We start from the raw sequence: 22,425 nt of genomic DNA, 5'->3' as shown, positions 1-22,425 counted from the left end.
TTACTTGGAGATCAACAGCGGGCCTGCCTGCCTCACTCAGCCGGTGGGAGCCCTTCTGGAAACGACGGTAAGAGGCCGAACTTGCAACATACGCTTAGAACCGCGGTGACGTTCAAAGGGGTCGGGCTGCACTCTGGTGAGCCGGCCACGATGGTGATCCGCCCGGCTGCGGCGGGCTACGGCATCTGGTTCAAGCGGACCGATATCGCCCTGGGCGATGCGATGATCCCGGCGCTTTACGATGTGGCGGAACAGACGCCGCTCTGTACCCGGCTGATCAATACCGCGGGCGTTTCCGTCTCCACCGTCGAACATGTGATGGCTGCTCTGGCCGGGTGCGGCGTGCATAATGCGCTGATCGAGATCGACGGCCCCGAAGTTCCGATCATGGACGGGTCCGCCGCCCCCTTCGTACGCGGGATCATGGGGCGCGGGTTGCGCCGCCAGCTTTCTCCGGTGCTCGCCTATGAGGTTCTCCAGACCGTTTCGGTCGAACGCAATGGCGCCCGCGCGACGCTGGCCCCTGCCGACCGGCTGATCATCGAGTTCAACATCGACTTCGCCGATGCCGCGATCGGGCGGCAAAGCAAGACGCTCGACATGGGCAATGGCACCTTCGCGCGTGAGCTGTGCGACAGCCGCACCTTCTGCCGGTTTTCCGATGTCGAGGCGATGCAGCAGCATGGGCTGGCCCTTGGGGGCACGCTCGACAACGCCGTGGTCGTTGACGGCGACAAGATTCTGACCCCGGGCGGGTTGCGCCATCCGGACGAGGCGGTGCGCCACAAGATGCTGGACGCCCTGGGCGATCTGGCGCTGGCCGGTGGCGTGATCCTTGGGCATTATACCGGCGATCGCGCAGGTCATGCCCTGACCAACGAACTTTTGCGCAAGCTTTTTGCCACCCCCGGTGCAGTGCGCCCGGTGCTGTGCGATGCGGAAACCGCCGCGCGCCTGCCGGGTAAGGGACTGGTTTGGGACGAAATTCCCCAAGTTGCCTGAGTGGTTGACCGCTCGGGCGGGAACCGGCCGCCACCGTTGCGTGATCGGCGTTTAAGACGTTTTGCACCGGAAATTTCTGTGCTAGACCGAGGCGCAAACAGGCGATCCGCCTGACAAGGACGATGAGGGTTGGCAAGCATGATCGGCGGCAGGTCCGGGGCAAAAACCGTCGGGGCATTCATTCTGATGGCGCTGTTGGCGGCATGCGGAACTGGCCCTGTTGATCGTTCTCAGAAGTTGGACGGCTATACGCCGGAGCAGATCTTTCAGCGCGGCGAATTCGAACTGGAGCGCAAGCGCCCGGCCGACGCCGCCTATTTCTTCTCTGAGGTCGAGCGGCTTTATCCCTATTCGAGCTGGGCCAAGCGGTCCTTGATCATGCAGGCCTTCTCCTATCATCAGGGCCAGGATTACGAAGAAAGCCGTGCCGCCGCGCAGCGGTATATCGACTTTTATCCGACCGATGAGGATGCCGCCTATGCGCAGTATCTGCTGGCGCTCAGCTATTATGACCAGATCGACGAGGTTGGCCGCGATCAGGGGCTGACCTTCCAGGCGCTGCAGGCGCTCAGGACGCTGATCGAGGTCTATCCGGACAGCGAATACGCCACTTCGGCGATGATGAAATTCGACCTCGCCTTCGACCACCTCGCGGCGAAGGAGATGGAGATCGGTCGCTATTACCTGCGGCACAAGCAATATGCCGCGGCGATCAATCGGTTCCGCGTGGTGGTGGAGCAGTTCCAGACCACCAGTCACACCCCCGAGGCGCTGCACCGTCTGGTCGAAGCCTATCTGTCTCTGGGCCTGACTGACGAGGCGCAGACCGCTGGTGCCATCCTCGGCTATAACTACCAGTCGTCGGAATGGTATCAGGACAGCTACAAGCTGCTGACGTCCCATGGGCTCAAGCTGAAGGACAAGGGCAATAGCTGGCTCAGCCAGATTTATCGCCAGTCGGTTCAGGGGAAATGGCTCTGATCTCCAGGGGGGCAGGCTGGGGCCGCATCCATGCTGCGTTCGCTTGATGTCCACGATCTGCTGATCATCGACCGGCTGGAGCTGAGCTTCCAGCCGGGTCTGAATGTGCTGACCGGCGAGACCGGGGCGGGCAAATCGATTCTTCTCGATGCCTTGGGGTTCGTTCTGGGCTGGCGCGGCCGCGCCGAACTGGTGCGCCAGGGGGCCGATCAGGGCGAGGTGGTCGCCAGTTTCGACTTGCCCGAAGGCCATCCCGCCCATCGGGTATTGGAAGAGGCCGGGCTGCCCGCGGGTGAGGAGTTGATCCTGCGCCGGGTCAATACCGCCGACGGCCGCAAGACCGCCTGGGTCAATGACCGGCGCTGTTCCGGCGAGGTGCTGCGGGCGCTCTCCGATACTCTGGTGGAGCTCCATGGCCAGCAGGACGACCGCGGATTGCTGAACCCGCGCGCCCACCGGGCGATGCTGGACGCCTTCGCCGGCCTCGACGGGGCCGAGGTGCGGGCGAGCTGGCGGGGGCTCCAGGCCGCGCGCAAGGCGGTGGCCGAGATGCAGGCGGGGCTTGATGCGGTGCGGGAGGAAGAGGAATTCCTGCGCCATTCCGTCGCCGAGCTTGATAAGCTTGACCCGCAGCCCGGGGAGGACGCCGAACTCGACGCCCGCCGCCGGCAGATGCAGGGGGCCGAGCGCATTCGTGATGATGTCGCCCGCGCTTTCGCCTTGCTGGGCAACGAAGGGGCCGAGGGGGCGATGAGCGAGGCGCTGCGCTGGCTCGATGGCGTCGCCGCTGATGCCGGTCACGCGCTGGAGGCGCCACTGGCGGCCCTTGGCCGGGCGATGATCGAATTGGGCGAGGCGCAGGATGGCGTGGAACGCTGTCTCGAGGCGCTGGAGTTCAACCCTTCGGAACTGGAGCAGGCCGAGGAGCGGTTGTTCGCCATCCGGGCGCTTGCCCGCAAGCATGGGGTGCAGCCCGACGATCTGGGCGATTTCGCCGAAACCCTGCGGCGCCGTCTGGCAACGTTGGATGCGGGCGAACACAATCTGGAAGACCGCCGCGCCGCGCTGAAGGTGGCTGAAGCTGCCTATGACGCCGCCGCCGGCGTCCTGTCGGCCGCGCGGGCAGAGGCGGCCGGGCGGCTCGACCGGGCGGTGATGGCGGAGCTGGCGCCGCTCAAGATGGAACGCGCGGTGTTCGAAACCCTGATCTCTCCGGCCGATCCGGGCCCCGAGGGGATTGATGCCGTGGCCTTCACGGTCGCCACCAACCCCGGGGCGCCGGCCGGTCCCTTGAACAAGATCGCCTCGGGCGGCGAACTCAGCCGCTTCCTGCTGGCCCTCAAGGTCTGCCTGCGTGGTTCCGACAGCGGCGTCACCATGATCTTTGACGAGATCGACCGCGGGGTCGGCGGCGCCACCGCCGATGCGGTTGGTCGCAGGCTGGAGGCTTTGGCGCAGGGCGGGCAGGTGCTGGTTGTCACCCATTCGCCGCAGGTGGCTGCGCGCGGTGCGCATCACTGGCGGGTCGAGAAACGGGTGTCCGACGGGGTGACGCTGTCGACCGTGGCGCCTCTGGCACCCGAGGCGCGGGTGGATGAGATCGCCCGCATGGTTGCCGGCGACAGTATCACCGACGAGGCCCGCGCCGCTGCCCGCGCCCTGCTGACAAGCTAGGCGAAGGCCCGCTGACCCCGGGCGGGGTCATTCGAAACCGGGTTTATTCGCAACGCCTTGCTGGCGCCTTGAACAGGCGCCTTTCCGCCGCGCGCCGGCTGGCCTAAAGAGGGGGGCGAATGTAACAACTCCGCGATGCGTGATGGCCGAGCCGAACCGATCCATCCTTGCCCAACAGCTCGATCAGGCGCTGACCTCCTGCAAGGACGGCTGGCGGGTGCTGCGTCGGCGCGGCCCCAGCCAATTCCAGTTCTGGCTGATTGCCCTGCTGATCGGGATTCTCGCCGGCTTTGCCGCGCTGGGGTTCCGACGTGGCATCGACCAGCTGCAATCGCTGGCCTACGGCACCAAGGACGTGCAGCATCTGCACAGTTTTGCCGCCTCTCTGCCCTGGTATCACCTGCTGCTGATCCCGATCTGCGGTGGCCTGGTGGTTGGCGTCATCCTGCATCGCTTTACTCCGGACGGGCGGGTCCGTTCGGTCGCCGATGTGATCGAAGGTGCCGCGCTGCGCGACGGCCGGGTCGAGCGGCGCGAGGGCATTGCCTCGATGCTGGCCTCTCTGATCACGCTCAGCACCGGGGGATCCTCCGGCCGCGAAGGGCCGGTGGTGCATATGGCCGGGGTGATCTCGACCTGGGTTTGCCGCAAGATCGACGCCGATGGCATCACCGGGCGCGATCTGCTGGGCTGTGCGGTGGCCGCCGCCGTCTCGGCCAGTTTCAACGCTCCGATCGCCGGTGCCCTCTTCGCGCTTGAGGTGGTGCTGCGGCACTTCGCCGTGCATGCCTTCGCCCCGATCGTCATCGCCGCGGTCGCCGGAACGGTGATCAGCCGGCTGGAATACGGCAATGTCGCCGAATTCGCCCTGACCACCCCGGGAGAACTGAAGTTCTATGTCGAACTGCCGGCCTTCCTGGTGCTGGGGCTGCTCTGCGGTCTGGTGGCGGTGCTGCTGATGCGCGGCATCTTTTTCGCCGAGGATATGGGCAATTACCTGCAGGCCCGGCTGCACCTGCCGCGCTGGCTGCGACCGGGGATCTCCGGCGCTATGCTGGGCGGCATCGCCATCTGGTTTCCGCATATCATCGGCGTGGGGTACGAGACGATGAGCCGGGCGCTGATGGGCGATCTGGTGCTGCGCGAGGCCATGGTTTTCGCGGTGCTGAAGGCGGTGGCGGTGGCGATCACCTTTGGCGGCCGTATGGGGGGCGGTGTGTTTTCACCCTCGCTGATGGTCGGTGCGCTGACCGGGCTTGCCTTTGGCATCGTCGCCACCGGCCTCTTGCCCGAGATTTCCGGGCGGCCGACGCTCTATGCCTTTGCCGGCATGGGGGCCGTGGCCGCGGCGGTGCTGGGGGCGCCGATCTCGACCACGCTGATCGTGTTCGAGCTGACCGGAGACTGGCAGATCGGCATCGCGGTGATGGCCTCGGTCAGCCTGTCGAGCGCGCTCGCCACCCGATTGGTCGACCGGTCGTTCTTCCTGACCCAGTTGGAGCGTCGCGGCACCCATCTGGCCGCCGGGCCGCAGGCCTATCTGCTGGCGATGCTGCGCGCCGGCGCGGTGATGCGGCCGACCTCCGATCCGGATTGCGCCCAACATGGCGCCTGTCGAGAGATGGTGGAGCAGGGGCTTTGCATCGAGGCGAGCGCCACGCTGGAGGCGGCGATGCCGATCTTCGATCGTGCCAAGGTTGATTATGTGCCGGTCATTGTTCGCCATCAGGGCGAATCGGAACCTGAAATTCTGGGGGCGCTTTATCAGATCGACGCGCTCAAGGCATACAATCGCGCGCTGGCGGCGACAGCAGCAGAAGAGCACTCCTGATCATGAAACAGTTCTCCCTGATTCCCGAGATTGTCTGTTCTAAATAAATAAGATTTGAGAATATTTTGGCCTAAAGGCATCTCGGGCTGGCGCAATGTCTATGAAATGATTAATAATCAGTTAAGAATGGCGCAGCACTGGTCGATGACCTCTGCGCTGCTGTTGTGGTTTAAAAGGAGAATGCCATGGCGACGCTTGTTTCCGATCCTTTTTGGGATGAATTCATTCTGGTCGAAGCGGCGGCGTTGTCGCATCGTTTTGTCGGCACCGAGGCGAATGACGTGCTCAAGGGCACCGGCGGTGACGATGAGATGACCGGCCGCGGCGGCGATGATGAGCTCTATGGCTATGGCGGTGACGATGTCATGCGCGGCGGCGATGGCGATGATTTCCTGAACGGCGCCGGCGGCAATGACACGCTGATCGGCCATCTTGGCAATGATACGCTGTCGGGCGGGCCGGGCGACGATTACGCCGATGGCGGCTATGGTGCAGACACCATCTGGGGCCATGACGGCAATGACGAACTTTATGGTGGCGGCAATAATGACTTCGTCAGCGGCGGCGACGGCGATGACCGGATTTATGGCGGCGAAGGCAAGGATTTCCTGCGCGGCGATGCTGGCAAGGACACCATCTTTGGCGATGCTGGTAATGACACCATCTATGGTAACGACGGCAACGATGTGATCTCCGGCGGGGCCGGCAATGATCGCATCTTTGGCGGCACCGGTAACGATAAGCTCTCGGGCAACAGTGGCAACGACACCATTGATGGTGGAGAAGGCAATGATACGCTGTCGGGCAACAGGGGCGCCGATATCCTTCTTGGCGGCGAAGGCAACGACAAGCTCCTCGGTGGCGGCCAGGATGATCAGCTGCTGGGCCAGGATGGTAATGACGAACTCCTGGGCGGCACCGGCGACGATATCCTGAACGGTGGCAACGGCGACGATATCCTGCGCGGCCAGAAGGGCGATGACCTGATCAACGCCGAAGACAACACGGTCAGCCAGGACATGGTCTATGGCGGCGCCGGCGACGATATCCTGATCGCAGATTACAACGATATCCTGTCCGGCGGCGCCGGTGTGGATCAGTTCATCATCCTCAACAAGGGTGGCGACGGGGTCGAGATCACCGATTTCTCGCTGGCCGATGGCGAGACGCTGACGCTTCGTGCCGCCGACAGTTCCGGCTATACCGCCGCGGACCTGGCCGCCAACCTCACCCTCGCGGCCAGTGCCGATGGGCTGAGCGCGCTGATCTCCTATGAGGGGCAGCTGGTGGCCCAGTTTGACGGCGTGACGGTGGCAGAGCTGACCGCCGCTTCCGATTGGCTGCTGCCGTCGGCCTGATCGGCGCATCTCCGGAACAGAAAACGCCCCGGGCCGCAAGGTCCGGGGCGTTTGCATGTCGGGCAGAGGCCCGCAGGCGGCTGGTTGGCGTGATCAAATCTGTTCGACAGTCACGCTTTCGCTGGGGGCGAAGGCCAGGTGATCCTTGATCGCCTCCATCCCCTCGGCCGGGGCGTCATAGGTCCAGGCGGCGTTCTCATGGACCGAGGATTTGGTGATGATCGAATAGTAGTGCGCATCGCCCTTATGCGGGCAGTGGGTCGTCTTGTCGGTGCGTTCGAGAAAGGCCATGGCGATATCGGAGCGAGGGAAGTAAATCACCGGGGCGAGATCGCCCTCGCTCAGCTCCAATGCGTTTGCGGTTTCTCCCAGTACCGCCCCGCCTGAGCGCACGGTCCAAATCCCGGGCACTTTGCGGATCCTTATATGGTCTGCCATCTATCGTCCTTCCCCTGGCGTATCGTTCAATCATTCCTTGGCGGCACCATGTAACATTCCGGTGTCAGTCACCGGGACCGTCGCGGCGTCACTGCCGGGGAGGCCTACGGGCGGCGCAGAGGCCGCCCGATGGGTCAAATTGGTGCCGTGGCCCGGTCCAGCCAATCGCGGACTGCGCCGGTCACCCGGGGCCCGATCAGCTGGGCCACTTGCGCGTGATACTCGTTCAGCCACGCGCGTTCGGCCGCGGACAACATTTCCACGACCACCAGCCGGCGGTCAATCGGAACATAGGTCAGGGTGCGCCAATTCAGCATGTGACGTTCCGGATCTCCGTCCGAAAGCGGGGGGGCCTCCTGCGCGACGATCAGGTTTTCGATCCGGATGCCAAAGGCGCCCTCGCGATAGTATCCGGGTTCGTTCGACAGGATCATCCCCGGCTCCAGCGGCACCTCGCTCAACCGGCTCAGTCGCTGCGGCCCCTCATGGACGCTGAGATAGGCGCCGACCCCATGGCCGAGCCCGTGGTTGAAGTCCTTGTTCTCCAGCCAGAGCGGCATCCGCCCGAAGCCTTCCAGATCGCGCCCGGCCAGCCCCCGGGGCCAGCGCAGGCGAGACACCGCGATCATCCCCTGCAGGACGAGGGTGAAGCAATGTCTCTCCTCCGCCCCGACCTCGCCGATCGCGATGGTGCGGGTGATGTCGGTGGTGCCGTCCAGATATTGCCCGCCGCTGTCCAGAACGATCATCTGACCGTTCTCCAGCCGGGCGTCGGTTTCCTTGGTCACGCGATAGTGGATGATGGCGCCATTGGGGCCGGTGCCGGCGATGGTTTCAAAGGAAATGTCCTGCAACGCGTTGTCCCGGCGCCGGCAGTCCTCGAGCTTGCTGACCACGTCGATCTCGCTCACCGTGCCGGGGGCCTGGGCGTCGAGCCAGCACAGCAGCTCGACCATCGCGGCGCCGTCGCGCAGATGCGCTTCGGCCGCGCCGGCGATCTCGGCGGCATTCTTGCGCGCCTTGGGCAGGGCACAGGGTTCTTCGCCATAGACCGCCTTGTCGCCCAGCACATCGGCCAGGATCTGCGGCGCAGTGCCCTTGTCCAGCCGCACCGGCACGTGGAGCGCGGCCAGCGCGTCGAGGAAGCTTTCCGGCGCATGAACGGTCACGCCGGCCCCCAGGTGATCGCCCAGATCTTTCAGCTTTTCGGCGGCCATGAACAGATCGACCCGCCCGTCGTCGTGCAGGATGGCAAAGCCATGGGCGACCGGGTTGCGCGGGATATCGGCGCCGCGGATGTTCAGCAGCCACATGATCGAATCCGGCAGGGTGATCGCCGCTGCCCCGTGGCCCGCCTTGCGCAGCCCTTCGGCCAGACGGGTGCATTTCGACTCCGCGGTTTCGCCGGCGAATTCGATGGGATGCGCCTTGACCGGGAACATCGGTGGCGCCGGCTGGTCGTCCCAGATGCGGTCAATCAGATTGGCGCAGCGCATCAGCTCGATTCCCGAGCCCGCCAGCGCGGTTTGGGTCCGTTCGATCTCGGCCACCGAATGCAGCCAGGGGTCAAAGCCGATCCGGCCCCCCTGGGGCAGTTGGTCCTTGAGCCAGTCGGCAAGCTGCACCTCGGGCCAGGGCACCGGGGTGAAATCCGACAGCGCCACCTGCGCCTTTACCTGGGTGCGATAGCGCCCGTCGATGAAGACGCCGGCGACATCGCCGAGCGCGGCACAGAACCCGGCCGAGCCGGTGAAACCGGTCAGCCAGGACAGCCGGGCGTCATGGGCGGCGACATATTCGCCCTGATGCGCATCGGCGCGCGGCACCAGAAACCCTGCCAGCCCCTCGGCCGTCAGCTCCTGCCGCAGCCGGGCCAGCCGGGGCGGCCCCTGATCCGGGCGCGCGGTCACCTCGAAGGATTGGAACATGGCGGTCTCCTGTCGTCTTTGTCTTGCAGGGCGGGATCATGATCTTTCGCCGGGGGGAGGGCAAGGGCAGGGGGCGACCGATTTCGCCAAGGTCAAAACGCAAAGAACGGCGCGATGATCGCGCCGCTCATTCTTCTCGTTTCAAATACGGCCGCCGGAGGCAGGCGCTTCAGCTCGCTCTGCGCATTCCCATCACCCGGGCACGCGCCCGCGGGTCGGCGTCGAACAGCGCGGCAAGCTGTTCGGTCATCGCCCCGGCCAGCTGATCGACATCGGTGATGGTCACCGCGCGGTTGTAATAGCGGGTCACGTCGTGACCGATACCGATCGCCAACAGCTCCACCTGCTTGCGCTTCTCGACCATGGCGATGACGTCGCGCAGGTGCTTCTCGAGATAGTTCGCCGGGTTCACGCTCAGCGTCGAATCGTCCACCGGCGCGCCGTCGGAAATCACCATCAGGATCTTGCGCTGCTCGCGCCGCGCCATCATCCGGCGATGCGCCCATTCCAGCGCCTCGCCGTCGATGTTCTCTTTCAGCAGGCCCTCTTTCATCATCAGCCCGAGGTTGTCGCGCACCCGCCGCCAGGGGGCGTCGGCGGATTTATAGATGATGTGGCGCAGGTCGTTCAGCCGCCCCGGTTGCTGCGGCCGGCCATTGGCAAGCCAGGCCTCGCGCGCCTGACCACCCTTCCAGGCGCGGGTGGTGAAGCCGAGGATTTCGACCTTGACGTCGCAGCGCTCCAGCGTGCGGGCCAGAACATCGGCGCAGATCGCGGCGATCGAGATCGGCCGCCCGCGCATCGAGCCCGAGTTGTCCAAGAGCAGCGTCACCACGGTATCGCGGAACTCGGTGTCCTTCTCGCGCTTGAAGCTCAGCGGCGTGGTCGGGTTCGCCACCACGCGGGCCAGCCGCCCGGCGTCGAGCACGCCTTCTTCAAGGTCGAATTCCCACGACCGATTCTGCTGCGCCTGCAGCCGGCGCTGCAGCTTGTTGGCCAGCCGGCTCACCGCGCCCTTCAGCGGTTCGAGCTGCTGATCCAGATAGGCGCGCAGCCGCTCCAGTTCCTGCGGCTCGGCCAGATCTTCGGCACCGATCTCCTCGTCGAAGGTGTTCAGATAGACCTTATAGTTCGGATCGGCCTCCGAGGCGGGCGGCGGGGGCGGCGGTTGCAGCGGCGCCTCGCCATCGGGCATCTCGGTGTCCTCGCCCATTTCCTCATCGGCCAGCTCGTCCATGCTGACCTGGGCTTCGCTGCTGTCCTGCTGGTCGTCCTGCGACTGCTCCGGATCGGCCTCGGCGGTCTGATCGTCCTGATCCTCCTCGCCGGTGCTGTCGGGGTTCTCCTGCTCCTCGGCGTCTTCCTCGGCCTGATCCTCCTGATCCTCGTCCGCCTGATCCGGATCCTCGCCAAGCTGATCGCCATAGCCCAGATCTTCGATCATCCGACGCGCGAACTTGGCGAATTCGGTCTGGTTCGACAGCTTTTCCTGCAGCTCTTCCAGCGTGCTGCCGGCCTGGTCCTCGATATAGCCGCGCCACAGCTCCATCACGTTCTCGGCGCCGCGCGGCAAGGGCCTGCCGGTTGCCAGGTGACGGATCAGATAGCCGGCCGCGACAGGCAGCGGCGCTTCCGAGGCGTCCTTGATGCTGTCATAGCCGCGCCGCAGCGCCTCATGGGCGATCTTGACGTCGATATTGCTGGCGGTGCCGGGCATGTCGCGGGCGCCCATCGCCTCGCAGCGCGCGGTTTCCATCGCCTCATAGATGTCGCGGGCCATGTCGCCCGGAGGGGCATAGCGCGAATGCACCGCCTCGTTGTGATAGCGGCGATGCAGCGCCAGGGCGTCGGCCGTGCCGCGCGCCAGCAGCACCTCGTCCCGGGTCATCCGCCGGCTGACTTGCGGCAGGCGCATGCTCTCGCCCGAAAGCCCCGAAGGGTCGACCGAATAGGTGACGTTCAGATCGGGGTCCCTGGCCATCACCTTGGTGGCTTCGGCCAGCGCCTTTTTGAACGGATCGGCGGGGTTGTCGGTGGGTTTGCTCATCGCGGGTCAGGTCCGGTCTTATGTCTTGGGCGCAGCCTAGAGGCATTCCGGCCCCTTGACCATAGGGTGGCGTGGATTCCGGCGCGTCCCAAGGTCTCAATCCAGCGCCAGGCGCACCAGATGATCGGCATGAGCCTGCAGCACGTCGATCACCGGAAATTCCGGCGCCTGACCGTCAAAGGCCAGCCCCAGATCGGTGCCGGCCGGTGCCAGCGTTCGCGTTTTCGCCATCTGGCCGAGGGAGCGCGCAGATCAGGGGCAGGGGGGCTGATCGCCAGCGTCCCGGAAATGCCAGCCGACCACTCCGTTAGGCAGGCCGGGTTTTTATCGGTAGGGCCGCAGCCCGCACGAAAAAGGCGCGAGCCTGCAAGCCCGCGCCCCGTCTTCTTTCCGGCCCGATATCACCGGGCGGCCTGCGGCCTTACTTCAGGCTGGCGCTCGCCGCGCTTTCGGGCAGTTCCTCGTCGAAGCAGCGCTGATAGAACTCGGCCACCGTCTGGCGCTCCAGCTCGTCGCATTTGTTCAGGAAGGACAGCCGGAAGGCATAGCCGATGTTGCGGAAGATCTCGGCGTTCTGCGCCCAGTTGATCACCGTACGCGGCGACATCACCGTCGACAGCTCGCCATTCATGAAGGCGGTGCGGGTCAGATCGGCGACGGTCACCATCTGGCTGACCTTCTTGCGGCCGGCCTCGGTGTTGTAATGCGGTGCCTTCGACAGCACGATCATCATCTCGGCGTCATGGCTGAGATAGTTCAGCGTGGCGACCAGCGACCAGCGGTCCATCTGGGCCTGGTTGATCTGCTGGGTGCCGTGATAGAGGCCGGTGGTATCGCCCAGACCAACGGTGTTGGCGGTCGCGAACAGCCGGAAATAGGGGTTCGGGGTGATGATCTCGTTCTGGTCGAGCAGGGTCAGCTTGCCGTCCGATTCCAGCACCCGCTGGATCACGAACATCACGTCGGCGCGGCCGGCGTCATATTCGTCAAAGACGATCGCGGTCGGGTTGCGCAGCGCCCAGGGCAGGATGCCCTCGTGGAACACGGTGACCTGCTTGCCGTCGACCAGCTTGATCGCATCCTTGCCGATCAGGTCGATCCGGCTCACGTGGCTGTCGAGGTTGACGCGCACGCAGGGCCAGTTCAGCCGGCTCGACACCTGTTCGATATGGGTGGATTTGCCGGTGCCGTGATAGCCCTGGATCATCACCCGGCGGTTATGCGAGAACCCTGCGAGGATCGCCAGGGTGGTGTCGGGATCGAACTTGTAGGTCGGATCCATCACGGGCACCCGATCGGTGGTTTCGGCGAAGCCCTTTACCACCATATCCGTGTCGATACCGAAGACGTCGCGCACGGAAATCTCTTCGGTCGGTTTTGCGTTGATATCGAGCGCGCCGTCAGCCATGCACTTCGTCCCTTACTCTCAATCTGTCCGGCCAAATGCCGGGCAGCTCCGTGGTGCAACATATCGCGGGCAGAGGCAAGCGCAAGGCGCTCCGGCCGGGACCATGCGTCGCGCGGTCTGCCTGGGAATGCGGCTCGGGACCGGAGCGAGGTGGCGACGCGCCGTCACGGAACCGGCCGCAGCTCATATCGGCCTTGACGTGATGTCCGCCACCGGAGGCCGTGAAACGCACCCGGGCGTCGCCGTCGGCGACCTGACGACCCCGGCGATGGTGCCGATCTCCAGCCCGTCTTCGGTGGTGTCGGGCATCTGGGGCGTCGCGGCCGCTGTCCTTCCAGACATCGAAGTCGCCGCCCCAGGAGGGGGGAATAGGCCGTATTGCCGTCTTCGCCGGTCACCTCTCGCAGTCAAAAGAACCGTCGGACAAAATGTGCGGCGGAATAAGATATGCGGCGATGATACCGGGGACTTGTGGCAGGGCAAAAGAAAGCTCCCCGCGCCTGCGTCAGCAGGATCGGGGGGCTCTGCCATAAGAAATGGCCCCGCAGGCAGCAGGGGGGGAGGGAGGCGGGCTCAGTCCTTGAAGTTGCGGCTTTCCTTGATCTGTTCCCAGGCCCAGACGACTTCCTGCAGCTGTTCTTCCTGGCTGCGATCGCCGCCGTTCATGTCGGGGTGCAGCACCTTGATCAGCTTCTTGTAGGCCCGGCGCACCTCGGACTTGGTCCAGTTGTCCTTGGCATCGAGAATCTCGACGGCGCGGCGCTCGGTCGGCGGCAGCCGACGGCCGGAGGCGGCGCGACCGGCGTTCTTGGTGGCATTCGCCCCGAGCACCTGATGCGGATCCTCGATCCCCAGCCGGGCCCAGGCGCGGGCCTCGGGGTCGGTCATCGGGCGGGTGGTGCGTTCCCAGACCTTGTCCTTGGTCTGCTGCGCATTCAGCTCCGCCTCGGTGGTGCCTTCGAAGAAGTTCCACTTCTGGTTATATTCACGCACGTGCTGCTGGCAGAACCAGAAATAGTCGTCCAGCACGTCCGGCGCCTTGGGCGCGCGGAACTTGCCCGGCTCGTTACAGCCCTCGTGATCGCAGATGCGGACCGAGGTTTCGGAGGCTCCGGACATGCCGCGACGGCCGCGCGGATTACGTTTCTTGGCCGATGATACTGACAGATCGAAGCCGAAAGGATCCGATTTGGACATCGCTCTGCTCCTCATTTTGGGGGGCGTTCTGGACTCGGACGCCGGAGTTTAATCTAAGTGGCGCGAGATAGAAGAGGGGGCGGCGAAATTTTTGCCGCATGAGCGAAATAATGGCGAAAAGAGATGACATCATGACGCGGCTGGAGCGGGCCTTTGCGCCGCACCTGCTGCGGGTCGAGGACGAGAGCGAGCAGCATCGCGGCCATGCCGGATATGGCGAGGGCGGCGAAAGCCACTATCGCGTGACGATCCGGGCGGCGGCCTTCGCCGGGCAGGGCCGGCTGGCACGGCACCGCGCTGTGCATGCCGCGCTGGGGCAGGATCTGCTGGCGCGGCTTCACGCGCTGGCGCTGGATATCGACGAATAGCCAGCGCCAGCCGATTCCCTGCGGATCAGTCCTCGGATCCGGGGCGGCGCACGCCGGCGAGCTGGGCGCGCGTCTTCAGCGCCGCGCCGATCCCGCGGTCGGCGCGCGGCGAGCGATCCTCGTCCTCGCCATCCTCCGCCTCACCGCTCTCCTCCGCCTCATAAAAGGCGGGGTCGGGCTGTACCACGTCCGCCGCGGTCATCGGGATGTCGAGCAGGCGCGGGTTGAAGGGCGCGGCCCCCTTGGCCAGGGGGCGGCGGAAGATCAGCACGTTGCGCCAGTTGACGGTCGAACTGGTCAGGCCGCTGCGCTCGTCGCTGGGCAGAAGCTCGGCCCTGAGATATTCCCAGCCGGCGGCTCCCATTTCGTTCAGGGTGGATTCGATCGCCAGCGCGAAGCGCGATTCGGGCGATTTGAGCCCCTTTGCCTTGAGGCCTTTGGCCGGGGCAGGGACGACTTTATATTCGTAGCGGGGCATCGGTTTCCCTTTTGGTGTCGGCGCTAATTTAGCAGCTTGATGGGCAGGCGAAAGGGGCACCGTGCGGCATGGGCGGGCGGCAGCCGGGCCGGTGGCCACAGACGGAAAAAGGCGCCGGTGGCGCCTTTCCCCCAGAACCGGTTTCAGTGACGGCCGATCAGTCCCAGCAGCCGACCAGAACGGTCATCCCCATGGCCTGCTTGCTCAGGTCGTCGGGGGCAAGCTGCGGCGCACTGCCATCGTTGCGCGCGACGCTGATGCCGGCCTTGGTCAAGAGCGCCGCGATCACCTCGGAATTGGCGGCGAAGCTGACGCCCTCGGGCAGATGCTGGGCGCCGGTCTTGGCCGGCAGCAGCAGGCCCAGCATGGTGCCGGTGTCATCCAGCACCGGGCCGCCGCTGTCACCCTCGAGCGGCGCCAGCGCCAGCCGGGTCACGCCGGTTTCCCCCTCCAGCCCCTTCAGATCGGCCACGGTGCCGAAGGTCAGCGTCGGGGCGCCAAGCGCGCCGCCATAGGAATAGCCGGCCACCGCCACCTCGGCCTGCAGCCGCGGCGCACCGGGGCGCAGTTTCGCCACCACCATCGGGGCCAGAACCTGTTCGGGACGCAGCAGCGCCAGGCCGCTCTGCTGATCGCTGGCGATCACCCGCGCGTCATAGTTGTGATCCAGCGTGATACGCGAACAATGCGCCACGTTCTCGGCCGCGGTCAGCACGGTGCCCCGCGCGTCGACATAGACGCCCGAGCGGGACAGTCGCGGCTTGCGCACCGCCAGACCCGAGATCAGATCGACGGTTTGCGGCGCATTCGCCCCGGCATTGGGGTCGAGCACGCCGTCGAGCCGCTCGAAACTGTCCTGCATCGCCGCCAGCACGCGGCTGCGGCGGGCCTCGTCGCCCTGCGGCCAGACCAGGATGAACCCCTTGATCTCGGTGCCCTTCAGGCTGGCCTCGACATGGGTGACGATACCATGGCCGCTGCCCTCGATGGTGAAGCTGTCGCGGCCCTTTTCGCGCGGGCCTGAGAGCGGCACGATCTGCAGCGTCTGCAGGATGTCATAGAGGCCGTAAAGCGCCGCCTGGTCGCCCGGTTGGCTGATCAGCAGCAAGCGGATGCCGCTGTCGCCGATCGGGTCGTAATGCACGAAGGGGGATTCATAGCGGGCGAATTTCACCACCCCCAGCGGCATCTGCATGGCGATGCCGGCGCCCTCGTCACGGGCATAGTGCAGGCCGACGCTGATCAGCGGTGCATTATAGTCGTCCATCAGCGCCTTGCGCTGGCGGGTGGTCAGGACGCCGGTGGGTTCATAGCCCTGTGCCGCCTGCCAGTCGGCCATCGAGGAGCGGGTACCGCGACCGAAGGCGCCGTCGATGGTTGAATTGTAAAACCCCGCCGCCTTCAGCGCGGTCTGGAGGTCGCGACGCTCGTCCGTCGTCAGGAGCATCTCGTTGCGGCGCGCTTCCTCGGGGGTTTCATCCACCGGAGCGGTCTCGGTCGGCGCCGGTGACGCGGCAGGGGGGACGGTGGCGGCATCGGTCGCAGTGGTCTCCAGTGGGTTCGCTGCGGCGATGGGGGCCTGGGTCAGCGCCTCGGTCCCGGCGGGCCAGAACTGATCGCGGAAGCCGCCGGCGTCGACGATGAAGCTGTCGCGCGGAACTTGCCCTTGCAGCCGGTAGACCCGCAGCACCCTTTCGGCATCGGTGCGCTCATAGGGGCCGAGCGCGATGCCGTACCAGCCGGTGTTCAGCAGGAAGCCGTTCACATCCGACAGGCGGGTGGCGTAATCGGCGGCGCGGTCGCGGGCCTGCTCCAGCGTGGGCCGGGCTTCGATCTGCACCCAGACCACATCCGGAACCTCCTGCTGCGCCGCGAGCGGACGGGCAAGGCTCAGGACGAGAATCAGGAATGCGGCGAACAGTCTGGGCATAATCAGTCTCTTGGTCTGGAAAACATGTGGTTTTCCGGCACCTAAACAGGAAACCGGTGCGATTGCCATGGCTTAAAGCGCGGTGTTTTCCCCCTGTTGCGCGTTGACCCGGCCGGGCTGGGGGCATAGGAAAGGCGCGTTTTTACCCGGGTGTCAGGACAGAGCGCAGATGACCGAAAAACCAACGCCCCCGCGATCCTTCCAGGAGATTATCCTGCGGCTGCAAAGCTATTGGGCCTCGCGCGGATGCGCCGTGCTGCAACCTTATGACATGGAGGTCGGTGCCGGCACCTTCCATCCCGCGACCACCCTGCGGTCGCTGGGCACCAGGGCCTGGGCGGCCGCCTATGTGCAGCCCTCGCGCCGGCCGACGGATGGCCGCTATGGCGAGAACCCCAATCGGCTGCAGCATTATTACCAGTATCAGGTGCTGATCAAACCGAGCCCGCCCGACCTGCAGGAGCTTTATCTGGGCAGCCTCGAGGCCATCGGCGTCGACATGGAGATGCATGACATCCGCTTTGTCGAGGACGACTGGGAAAGCCCGACGCTGGGCGCCTGGGGGCTGGGCTGGGAAGTCTGGTGCGACGGCATGGAAGTCAGCCAATTCACCTATTTCCAGCAGGTCGGCGGCCATGATTGCCACCCGGTTTCGGGCGAGCTGACCTATGGTCTGGAACGTCTGGCGATGTATGTGCTGGGCGTCGATCACGTCATGGACATGCCGTTCAACGATCCGCAGGCGCCGATCGCGCTGACCTATGGCGACGTGTTCCGGCAGACCGAACAGGAATACAGCCGCTGGAACTTCGACGTTGCCAATACCGAGATGCTGCTGAAGCATTTCGAGGAGGCCGAGGCCGAATGCGAAGCCATCCTGGCGCAGCCGGCCGAGGATCCGAAGACCGGCAAGCGCATCATCATGGCGCACCCCGCCTATGATCAATGCATCAAGGCCAGCCACCTGTTCAACCTGCTCGACGCGCGCGGCGTGATTTCGGTTACCGAACGGCAGGCCTATATCGGCCGGGTGCGGGCGCTGGCGAAGAAATGCGCCGATGCCTTCGTGCAGACCACCGCGGGGGGCTTCGAGGCCGCATGACCCGGGCCTTCGCCGCCCTAAGCCAGGCCCGGCAGCAGGGTCTTGAGCCCGCCCGCGATCATGTCGACCGCGATGGCGGCCAGGATCATGCCCATCAGCCGGATCATCACCGTGCGCAGGGTCTGCGACATCAGGTGGCCGATATTGGCGGCGAAATAGAGCACTATGGCCAGCGCCGCGATATTGCCGGCCAGAACCAGACCGATGGCGATATGATCGGTCGGGTGACGCGCCTGACCGGTGAACAGGATGATCGTGGTGATCGTTCCCGGCCCCACCAGCATCGGGAAGGCCATCGGATAGAAGGCCAGGGTCTCCCGTTCCTCGTTGGCGGCCTTCTCGGCCGGGGTGCCGTGATGGGCGGCGCCGGCGCGGCCGTTCAGCATGCCGAGCGCGATCATCAGCAGGACGATGCCGCCGGCGGCACGGAAATCCGCCACGCTGATGCCGAAGAAGTTCAGGATATCCGGTCCGGCCAAAGCCACCACGGCGCAGAGGATCGCTGTATAGAATACCGTCATCAGCGCGGTGCGGCGCTGTTCGCCCATCTCCATGTCGTTGGTGAGGCCCAGGAACATCGGCAGGTTCACGAAGGGGTTCATGATCGCGAAGATCGCGCCCGCGAACTTGATCAGAAACGCCATGTCCATGCTCGTATCCTCCACTGTGCCGGCCAAGGCCTAACATCGCCCACCCTTCGGGCCAACCCTCGGACGGGGCTTGCGGCATGAACGGCAAATGGCTCGCATCGCTGATCGTCGTCATCTCGCTGCTCGCGGGGGCGGCGATCTATTACCTGCAGGTCTATGGCTATTATTACGAGGTGACGCCGAAGCCCGGGCAAGATGTGATGCTGGTGGCCCGCGCCTCGGGTCAGCCCGAGCCGATCCCCTATGCCGATTTTCGCGCCATCGACGCCGACAGCTCGCCGATCCGCTATCGCGCCTGTTTCACCACGCCGCTGACCTCGGATCAGCTCGCCGCCTATGAACCGCTTGCGGCGGGCGAGCCGCTGATCGCGCCGGGCTGGTTCGACTGCTTCGATGCCGAGGAGATCGGCCAGGGGGTCGAGACCGGGCGCATCCGGATGTATCTCTCGGCCAAGAACGTCGCCTATGGTGTCGACCGGGTGATCGCCATCGCCCCCGACGGGCGGGGTTGGGCCTGGAACGAGCTGAACCATTGCGGCCGCAAGGCCTATGACGGAACCCCGGTGGGCGAGGATTGCCCGCCCCGGCCCGAGGGGGCCGGATCATGACCTCTCAGACCGATCTTGTTGAAACACCCCAAGGGCCCCGCGGCCCGCACCGCCCCGAGGACATCCGATGCCTGACCTTCTGATCGAACTCTTCTCCGAGGAAATCCCGGCCCGCATGCAGGCCCGCGCCGCCGAGGATCTGAAACAGCGCGTCACCGACGGGCTGGTCGAGGCCGGTCTGACCTATGCCGGGGCCGCCGCCTTTTCGACCCCGCGCCGGCTGACCCTGGCGCTCGAGGGGCTGCTGGCCCATTCCCCGACCCTGAAGGAAGAGCGCAAGGGCCCCAAGGTCGGCGCGCCCGAGCAGGCGATCGAGGGCTTTCTGCGGGGCGCCGGGCTGAGCCGCGATCAGCTTGAGGAACGCGACACGCCGAAGGGCGCGATCTATTTTGCCACGCTCACCAAGCCGGGGCGCCCGGCGGCCGAGATCGTGGCCGAGGTGCTGGAAAACACCATCCGCAATTTCCCCTGGCCCAAGTCGATGCGCTGGGGCGCAGGGCCGCTGCGCTGGGTCCGTCCGCTGCATTCGATCCTCTGCATCCTGAGCGATGAGGCCGGCGCCAGCGTCGTGCCGCTCGAGGTCGAGGGCATTCGTGCCGGCGACACCACCCGCGGCCATCGTTTCATGGCGCCGGCGACCTTCGCGGTCTCCTCCTTCGAAAGCTATGCGGCGCAGTTGAAACGCGCCTTCGTGATCCTCTCCGCCGAGGAGCGCGCCGACCATATCTGGTCGGAGGCGACCAACATGGCCTTTGCCGCCGGTCTCGAGGTGGTCGAGGACAAGGGCCTGCTGGCCGAAGTGTCCGGGCTGGTCGAATGGCCGGTGGTGCTGATGGGCGAGATCGGCGCCGATTTCCTCAACCTGCCGCCCGAGGTGCTGCAGACCTCGATGAAGGAGCATCAGAAGTTCTTCTCGGTCCGCGATCCGAAGACGGGCCGCATCGTCCGTTTCATCACGGTGGCGAACCGCGAGACCACCGATCATGGCAAGACCATCCTCGCCGGCAATCAGAAGGTGCTGTCAGCGCGGCTGTCGGATGCGAAATTCTTCTGGGAAAACGACCTGCGGGTGGCGCAGCGCCAAGGGCTCAGCGCCTGGACCGACCGGCTGGCGCATGTGACCTTCCATAACAAGCTGGGCAGCCAGAAGGCGCGGATCGCCCGGATCGCGCTGCTGGCCCGCGAACTGGCGCCGATGGTCGGCACCGATGCCGATCTGGCCGCCCAGGCGGCCGAGGTGGCCAAGGCCGATCTGTCGTCGGAAATGGTCTATGAATTCCCCGAATTGCAGGGGTTGATGGGCCGCTATTATGCCGACGCCGCGGGCCTGCCGGCCGAGGTGGCACAGGCCTGTCAGGATCATTACTCGCCGCTGGGCCCCTCGGACGACGTGCCGACCGCGCCGGTCTCGGCTGCCGTGGCGCTGGCCGACAAGCTCGATACGCTGACCGGCTTCTGGGCGATCGACGAAAAGCCCACCGGTTCGAAGGACCCCTTCGCGCTGCGCCGTGCCGCGCTGGGGGTGATCCGTCTGGTGCTGGAAAACAACGTGCGCCTGCCGCTGCTGCCGATCTTCGAGGCAGGGATGGTCAATCAGGCGGTCGATGCCAACAGCACCGATTACGCCGACACCTCTGCCGATCTGCTGGCCTTCTTCAATGACCGTCTCAAGGTCTATCTGCGTGACGAGGGCGTGCGGCACGATGTGATCGACGCCTGCCTGGCGATGCCCGGCAATGATGATCTGCTGCTGCTGGTCACCCGCGCCCGGGCGCTGACCGAGGTGCTGGCGACGGAGGAGGGCGAGAACCTGTTGCAGGGCTTCAAGCGCGCCAACAACATCCTGACCCAGGCGGAAGAGAAGGACGGGGTGGAATACGCCTTCGGCGCCGACCCCAAGTTCGCCGAGACCGACAGCGAGCGGGCGCTCTTCACCGCGCTCGACACCGCCGAGGCGGCGATCGCCCCGGCCATGGCGGCCGAGGACTTCCCGGCGGCGATGGCGGCGATGGCCGCCCTGCGCGGCCCGATCGACGCCTTCTTCGAGGACGTGCAGATCAACGCCGAAAACCAGGTGCTGCGCCGCAACCGGCTGAACCTGCTCTATCAGATCCGCAAGGTCTGCGCCCAGGTCGCCGACCTGACCCGCATCGGCGGCTGATCCTTGCTGCCCTTGCCCCGGACAGCCGGGGCGGGGGCGGTCTTGCCTCCTTGTCCCATCCCCCGGGGCCTACTGGGCAGGACGATTTCTCCTTCTGGTTGTAAGCGCGGGCTCCCCGCAGAGTTCGAACGGCTTTCCCTTGCGCCTGCGCATACCCGGTCTATGCTGCTTGCATAGCAATAGGTGCTGCAGTGCAGAATAATACCGATACCACCCTGATCACCCCGACCGCGCCGATCGCCACCGCCACCCATGGCGGCCGGGCGAAATGTCTGCAGCGCCTGGTCCGGCTGGAGCTGCCGGTGCCGCGCACCGTGGCCTTGTCCTTTCAGTCGGTCAAACGCATCGCCTCGGGTCAGATGCCGGCGCTCGACGAGGTCGATCAGCAGTTCGATCCCACCGCTCTGCTCTGCGTGCGTCCCTCGTCCGAGGATCCGGATTGGGGGGGGCCGGGGGCGGTGCTGAACATCGGCATGAACGATGCGCAATATCGCAGCCTGTCCGAAACCCTGGGCCTGCGGGCGGCCTCGGCGCTCTATGCGCGTTTCGTGCAGGCCTATGCCACCCATGTGGCGCGGCTCGATCCGGACGCTTTCGATGGCGATTCCGATGAGGGGCCGAAGGGGCTGCAGCGGATGCTGCGCGCCTATGAGGAAGAGGCCGATGAGCCGTTTCCGCAATCGCGGTCCGAACAACTCAAGGGGGTGCTGAGGTCGATGGCGCGCGCCTGGGAGGGGACTTCGGCGCGGCTGTTGCGCCAGGCCAAGGGAGCGCCGGCGGATGCCGGGCTCGGCCTGGTGGTGCAGGAGATGATCCCGGGGCTGGGCCAGGGCGAATGCGGATCGGGCGTGCTGCAACTGGCCGATCCGGTCACCGGCCTGCCGCAGGTGACCGGCCGCTACCTGAGCCAGAGCCAGGGGCGCGAGGCGCTGGGGGCAGGGGCGGCGGCGATCTATCTTGAGAAAGACCCCCGCGGCGCCTCGCTGGAGGAGCTGGCGCCAGAGGCCTTCGAGGCGCTCAAGCGCGACGCGGCGCTGATGCGCCGCCGCCTGCGCGAAGAGATGCAGGTGGAATTCGTCATCCAGAACGGTGAGGTTCATATCCTCGACGGTGTGCGCATTCCGCGCAGCCCGCGGGCGGCGGTCCGGATCGCGGTGCGGCTGGCCGAGGATGGCATCATCCCGCCGCAAGAGGCGGTGATGCGGGTCGACGCCCATTCGGTGAGTGAGCTGCTGCATCGCCAGGTCGCCCCCGACGCGGCGCG

The 22,425-nt window shown here is 65.6% G+C and carries 18 protein-coding genes and 1 pseudogene; 10 read left to right on the top strand and 9 right to left on the bottom strand.

Annotated elements, in window-relative coordinates; all coding sequences use genetic code 11:
• Positions 1-81: 81 nt before the first annotated feature.
• The 5 genes from lpxC (at position 82) to ACN0V4_RS18995 (ending at position 6,846) form a co-directional block, all read left to right on the top strand.
• On the top strand, positions 82-1,002 hold the full coding sequence (gene lpxC, locus ACN0V4_RS19015) for a UDP-3-O-acyl-N-acetylglucosamine deacetylase (RefSeq protein ID WP_417679047.1): 921 nt from the start codon (positions 82-84) through the stop codon (positions 1,000-1,002).
• 138 nt (positions 1,003-1,140) lie between these two features.
• Positions 1,141-1,983: an outer membrane protein assembly factor BamD gene (locus ACN0V4_RS19010; protein ID WP_417679189.1), complete on the top strand. Its 843-nt coding sequence runs from the start codon at positions 1,141-1,143 to the stop codon at positions 1,981-1,983.
• A gap of 30 nt (positions 1,984-2,013) precedes the next feature.
• Positions 2,014-3,657, top strand: coding sequence for a DNA repair protein RecN (recN, locus tag ACN0V4_RS19005; protein ID WP_417679045.1), 1,644 nt, complete (start codon positions 2,014-2,016; stop codon positions 3,655-3,657).
• A gap of 142 nt (positions 3,658-3,799) precedes the next feature.
• Positions 3,800-5,488: a chloride channel protein gene (locus ACN0V4_RS19000; protein WP_417679043.1), complete on the top strand. Its 1,689-nt coding sequence runs from the start codon at positions 3,800-3,802 to the stop codon at positions 5,486-5,488.
• Between the two features lie 185 nt (positions 5,489-5,673).
• Positions 5,674-6,846 carry a calcium-binding protein gene (locus ACN0V4_RS18995; protein WP_417679041.1) on the top strand — a complete coding sequence of 391 codons (1,173 nt, stop codon included), beginning with the start codon at positions 5,674-5,676 and terminating at the stop codon, positions 6,844-6,846.
• Between the two features lie 93 nt (positions 6,847-6,939).
• Here the strand turns inward: ACN0V4_RS18995 and ACN0V4_RS18990 are convergent, their stop codons facing one another.
• The 6 genes from ACN0V4_RS18990 to ACN0V4_RS18965 form a co-directional block, all read right to left on the bottom strand.
• A complete protein-coding gene (locus ACN0V4_RS18990; protein WP_417679039.1) occupies positions 6,940-7,284 on the bottom strand; it encodes a DUF427 domain-containing protein in 345 nt (114 codons plus the stop codon).
• Between the two features lie 134 nt (positions 7,285-7,418).
• Positions 7,419-9,212 carry an aminopeptidase P family protein gene (locus ACN0V4_RS18985; RefSeq protein WP_417679037.1) on the bottom strand — a complete coding sequence of 598 codons (1,794 nt, stop codon included), beginning with the start codon at positions 9,210-9,212 and terminating at the stop codon, positions 7,419-7,421.
• A gap of 169 nt (positions 9,213-9,381) precedes the next feature.
• The gene (gene cobT / locus ACN0V4_RS18980; RefSeq protein ID WP_417679035.1) at positions 9,382-11,259 is read right to left on the bottom strand and encodes a cobaltochelatase subunit CobT; all 1,878 of its coding nucleotides are present in this window, start codon (positions 11,257-11,259) and stop codon (positions 9,382-9,384) included.
• Positions 11,260-11,355: 96 nt separating this feature from the next.
• Complete coding sequence (locus tag ACN0V4_RS18975) at positions 11,356-11,490, bottom strand: hypothetical protein (protein ID WP_417679033.1); 135 nt, start codon at positions 11,488-11,490, stop codon at positions 11,356-11,358.
• 190 nt (positions 11,491-11,680) lie between these two features.
• Complete coding sequence (gene cobS / locus ACN0V4_RS18970) at positions 11,681-12,667, bottom strand: cobaltochelatase subunit CobS (RefSeq protein ID WP_417679031.1); 987 nt, start codon at positions 12,665-12,667, stop codon at positions 11,681-11,683.
• Positions 12,668-13,240: 573 nt separating this feature from the next.
• On the bottom strand, positions 13,241-13,864 hold the full coding sequence (locus ACN0V4_RS18965) for a DnaJ domain-containing protein (protein ID WP_417679029.1): 624 nt from the start codon (positions 13,862-13,864) through the stop codon (positions 13,241-13,243).
• A gap of 110 nt (positions 13,865-13,974) precedes the next feature.
• Here ACN0V4_RS18965 and ACN0V4_RS18960 point away from each other — a divergent pair, with 110 nt between their 5' ends.
• Positions 13,975-14,232 carry a BolA family protein gene (locus ACN0V4_RS18960; protein ID WP_417679027.1) on the top strand — a complete coding sequence of 86 codons (258 nt, stop codon included), beginning with the start codon at positions 13,975-13,977 and terminating at the stop codon, positions 14,230-14,232.
• A 25-nt stretch (positions 14,233-14,257) separates the two neighbouring features.
• Here ACN0V4_RS18960 and ACN0V4_RS18955 read toward each other — a convergent pair whose 3' ends face one another.
• Positions 14,258-14,710: a DUF4177 domain-containing protein gene (locus tag ACN0V4_RS18955; protein ID WP_417679026.1), complete on the bottom strand. Its 453-nt coding sequence runs from the start codon at positions 14,708-14,710 to the stop codon at positions 14,258-14,260.
• 157 nt (positions 14,711-14,867) lie between these two features.
• Entirely contained in the window at positions 14,868-16,640 is a 1,773-nt protein-coding gene (locus ACN0V4_RS18950) for a serine protease (protein WP_417679024.1), read from the bottom strand.
• A gap of 169 nt (positions 16,641-16,809) precedes the next feature.
• Here ACN0V4_RS18950 and ACN0V4_RS18945 point away from each other — a divergent pair, with 169 nt between their 5' ends.
• Positions 16,810-17,742 (top strand): glycine--tRNA ligase subunit alpha, encoded by a 933-nt coding sequence (locus ACN0V4_RS18945; RefSeq protein ID WP_417679022.1) that lies wholly within the window; start codon positions 16,810-16,812, stop codon positions 17,740-17,742.
• A 17-nt stretch (positions 17,743-17,759) separates the two neighbouring features.
• Here ACN0V4_RS18945 and ACN0V4_RS18940 read toward each other — a convergent pair whose 3' ends face one another.
• On the bottom strand, positions 17,760-18,392 hold the full coding sequence (locus tag ACN0V4_RS18940) for a MarC family protein (protein ID WP_417679020.1): 633 nt from the start codon (positions 18,390-18,392) through the stop codon (positions 17,760-17,762).
• A gap of 77 nt (positions 18,393-18,469) precedes the next feature.
• Between ACN0V4_RS18940 and ACN0V4_RS18935 the strand changes: the two genes are divergently transcribed.
• From ACN0V4_RS18935 to ACN0V4_RS18925, 3 genes and pseudogenes are all read left to right on the top strand, one after another.
• Positions 18,470-19,000 carry a DUF6446 family protein gene (locus ACN0V4_RS18935; protein WP_417679018.1) on the top strand — a complete coding sequence of 177 codons (531 nt, stop codon included), beginning with the start codon at positions 18,470-18,472 and terminating at the stop codon, positions 18,998-19,000.
• Positions 19,001-19,067: 67 nt separating this feature from the next.
• Positions 19,068-21,161 (top strand): glycine--tRNA ligase subunit beta, encoded by a 2,094-nt coding sequence (glyS, locus tag ACN0V4_RS18930; RefSeq protein WP_417679016.1) that lies wholly within the window; start codon positions 19,068-19,070, stop codon positions 21,159-21,161.
• A gap of 191 nt (positions 21,162-21,352) precedes the next feature.
• A pseudogene (locus ACN0V4_RS18925) lies at positions 21,353-22,425 on the top strand (pyruvate, phosphate dikinase); the annotation flags it as partial.

The organism is Pseudodonghicola sp. (assembly GCF_048268305.1).
Taxonomy (GTDB): Bacteria; Pseudomonadota; Alphaproteobacteria; order Rhodobacterales; family Rhodobacteraceae; genus Pseudodonghicola.
Note: the sequence above shows the minus strand (reverse complement) of the source record. Positions and strands in the feature narration are given on the sequence as shown.

Bases quoted from the DNA above. Each gene is read 5' to 3' on its own strand.
- ACN0V4_RS19010 (WP_417679189.1), top strand. From the start codon at position 1,141: ATGATCGGCGGCAGGTCCGGGGCAAAAACCGTCGGGGCATTCATTCTG.
- recN (WP_417679045.1), top strand. From the start codon at position 2,014: ATGCTGCGTTCGCTTGATGTCCACGATCTGCTGATCATCGACCGGCTG.
- ACN0V4_RS19000 (WP_417679043.1), top strand. From the start codon at position 3,800: ATGGCCGAGCCGAACCGATCCATCCTTGCCCAACAGCTCGATCAGGCG.
- ACN0V4_RS18995 (WP_417679041.1), top strand. From the start codon at position 5,674: ATGGCGACGCTTGTTTCCGATCCTTTTTGGGATGAATTCATTCTGGTC.
- ACN0V4_RS18990 (WP_417679039.1), bottom strand. From the start codon at position 7,284: ATGGCAGACCATATAAGGATCCGCAAAGTGCCCGGGATTTGGACCGTG.
- ACN0V4_RS18985 (WP_417679037.1), bottom strand. From the start codon at position 9,212: ATGTTCCAATCCTTCGAGGTGACCGCGCGCCCGGATCAGGGGCCGCCC.
- cobT (WP_417679035.1), bottom strand. From the start codon at position 11,259: ATGAGCAAACCCACCGACAACCCCGCCGATCCGTTCAAAAAGGCGCTG.
- ACN0V4_RS18975 (WP_417679033.1), bottom strand. From the start codon at position 11,490: ATGGCGAAAACGCGAACGCTGGCACCGGCCGGCACCGATCTGGGGCTG.
- cobS (WP_417679031.1), bottom strand. From the start codon at position 12,667: ATGGCTGACGGCGCGCTCGATATCAACGCAAAACCGACCGAAGAGATT.
- ACN0V4_RS18965 (WP_417679029.1), bottom strand. From the start codon at position 13,864: ATGTCCAAATCGGATCCTTTCGGCTTCGATCTGTCAGTATCATCGGCC.
- ACN0V4_RS18960 (WP_417679027.1), top strand. From the start codon at position 13,975: ATGGCGAAAAGAGATGACATCATGACGCGGCTGGAGCGGGCCTTTGCG.
- ACN0V4_RS18955 (WP_417679026.1), bottom strand. From the start codon at position 14,710: ATGCCCCGCTACGAATATAAAGTCGTCCCTGCCCCGGCCAAAGGCCTC.
- ACN0V4_RS18950 (WP_417679024.1), bottom strand. From the start codon at position 16,640: ATGCCCAGACTGTTCGCCGCATTCCTGATTCTCGTCCTGAGCCTTGCC.
- ACN0V4_RS18945 (WP_417679022.1), top strand. From the start codon at position 16,810: ATGACCGAAAAACCAACGCCCCCGCGATCCTTCCAGGAGATTATCCTG.
- ACN0V4_RS18940 (WP_417679020.1), bottom strand. From the start codon at position 18,392: ATGGACATGGCGTTTCTGATCAAGTTCGCGGGCGCGATCTTCGCGATC.
- ACN0V4_RS18935 (WP_417679018.1), top strand. From the start codon at position 18,470: ATGAACGGCAAATGGCTCGCATCGCTGATCGTCGTCATCTCGCTGCTC.
- glyS (WP_417679016.1), top strand. From the start codon at position 19,068: ATGCCTGACCTTCTGATCGAACTCTTCTCCGAGGAAATCCCGGCCCGC.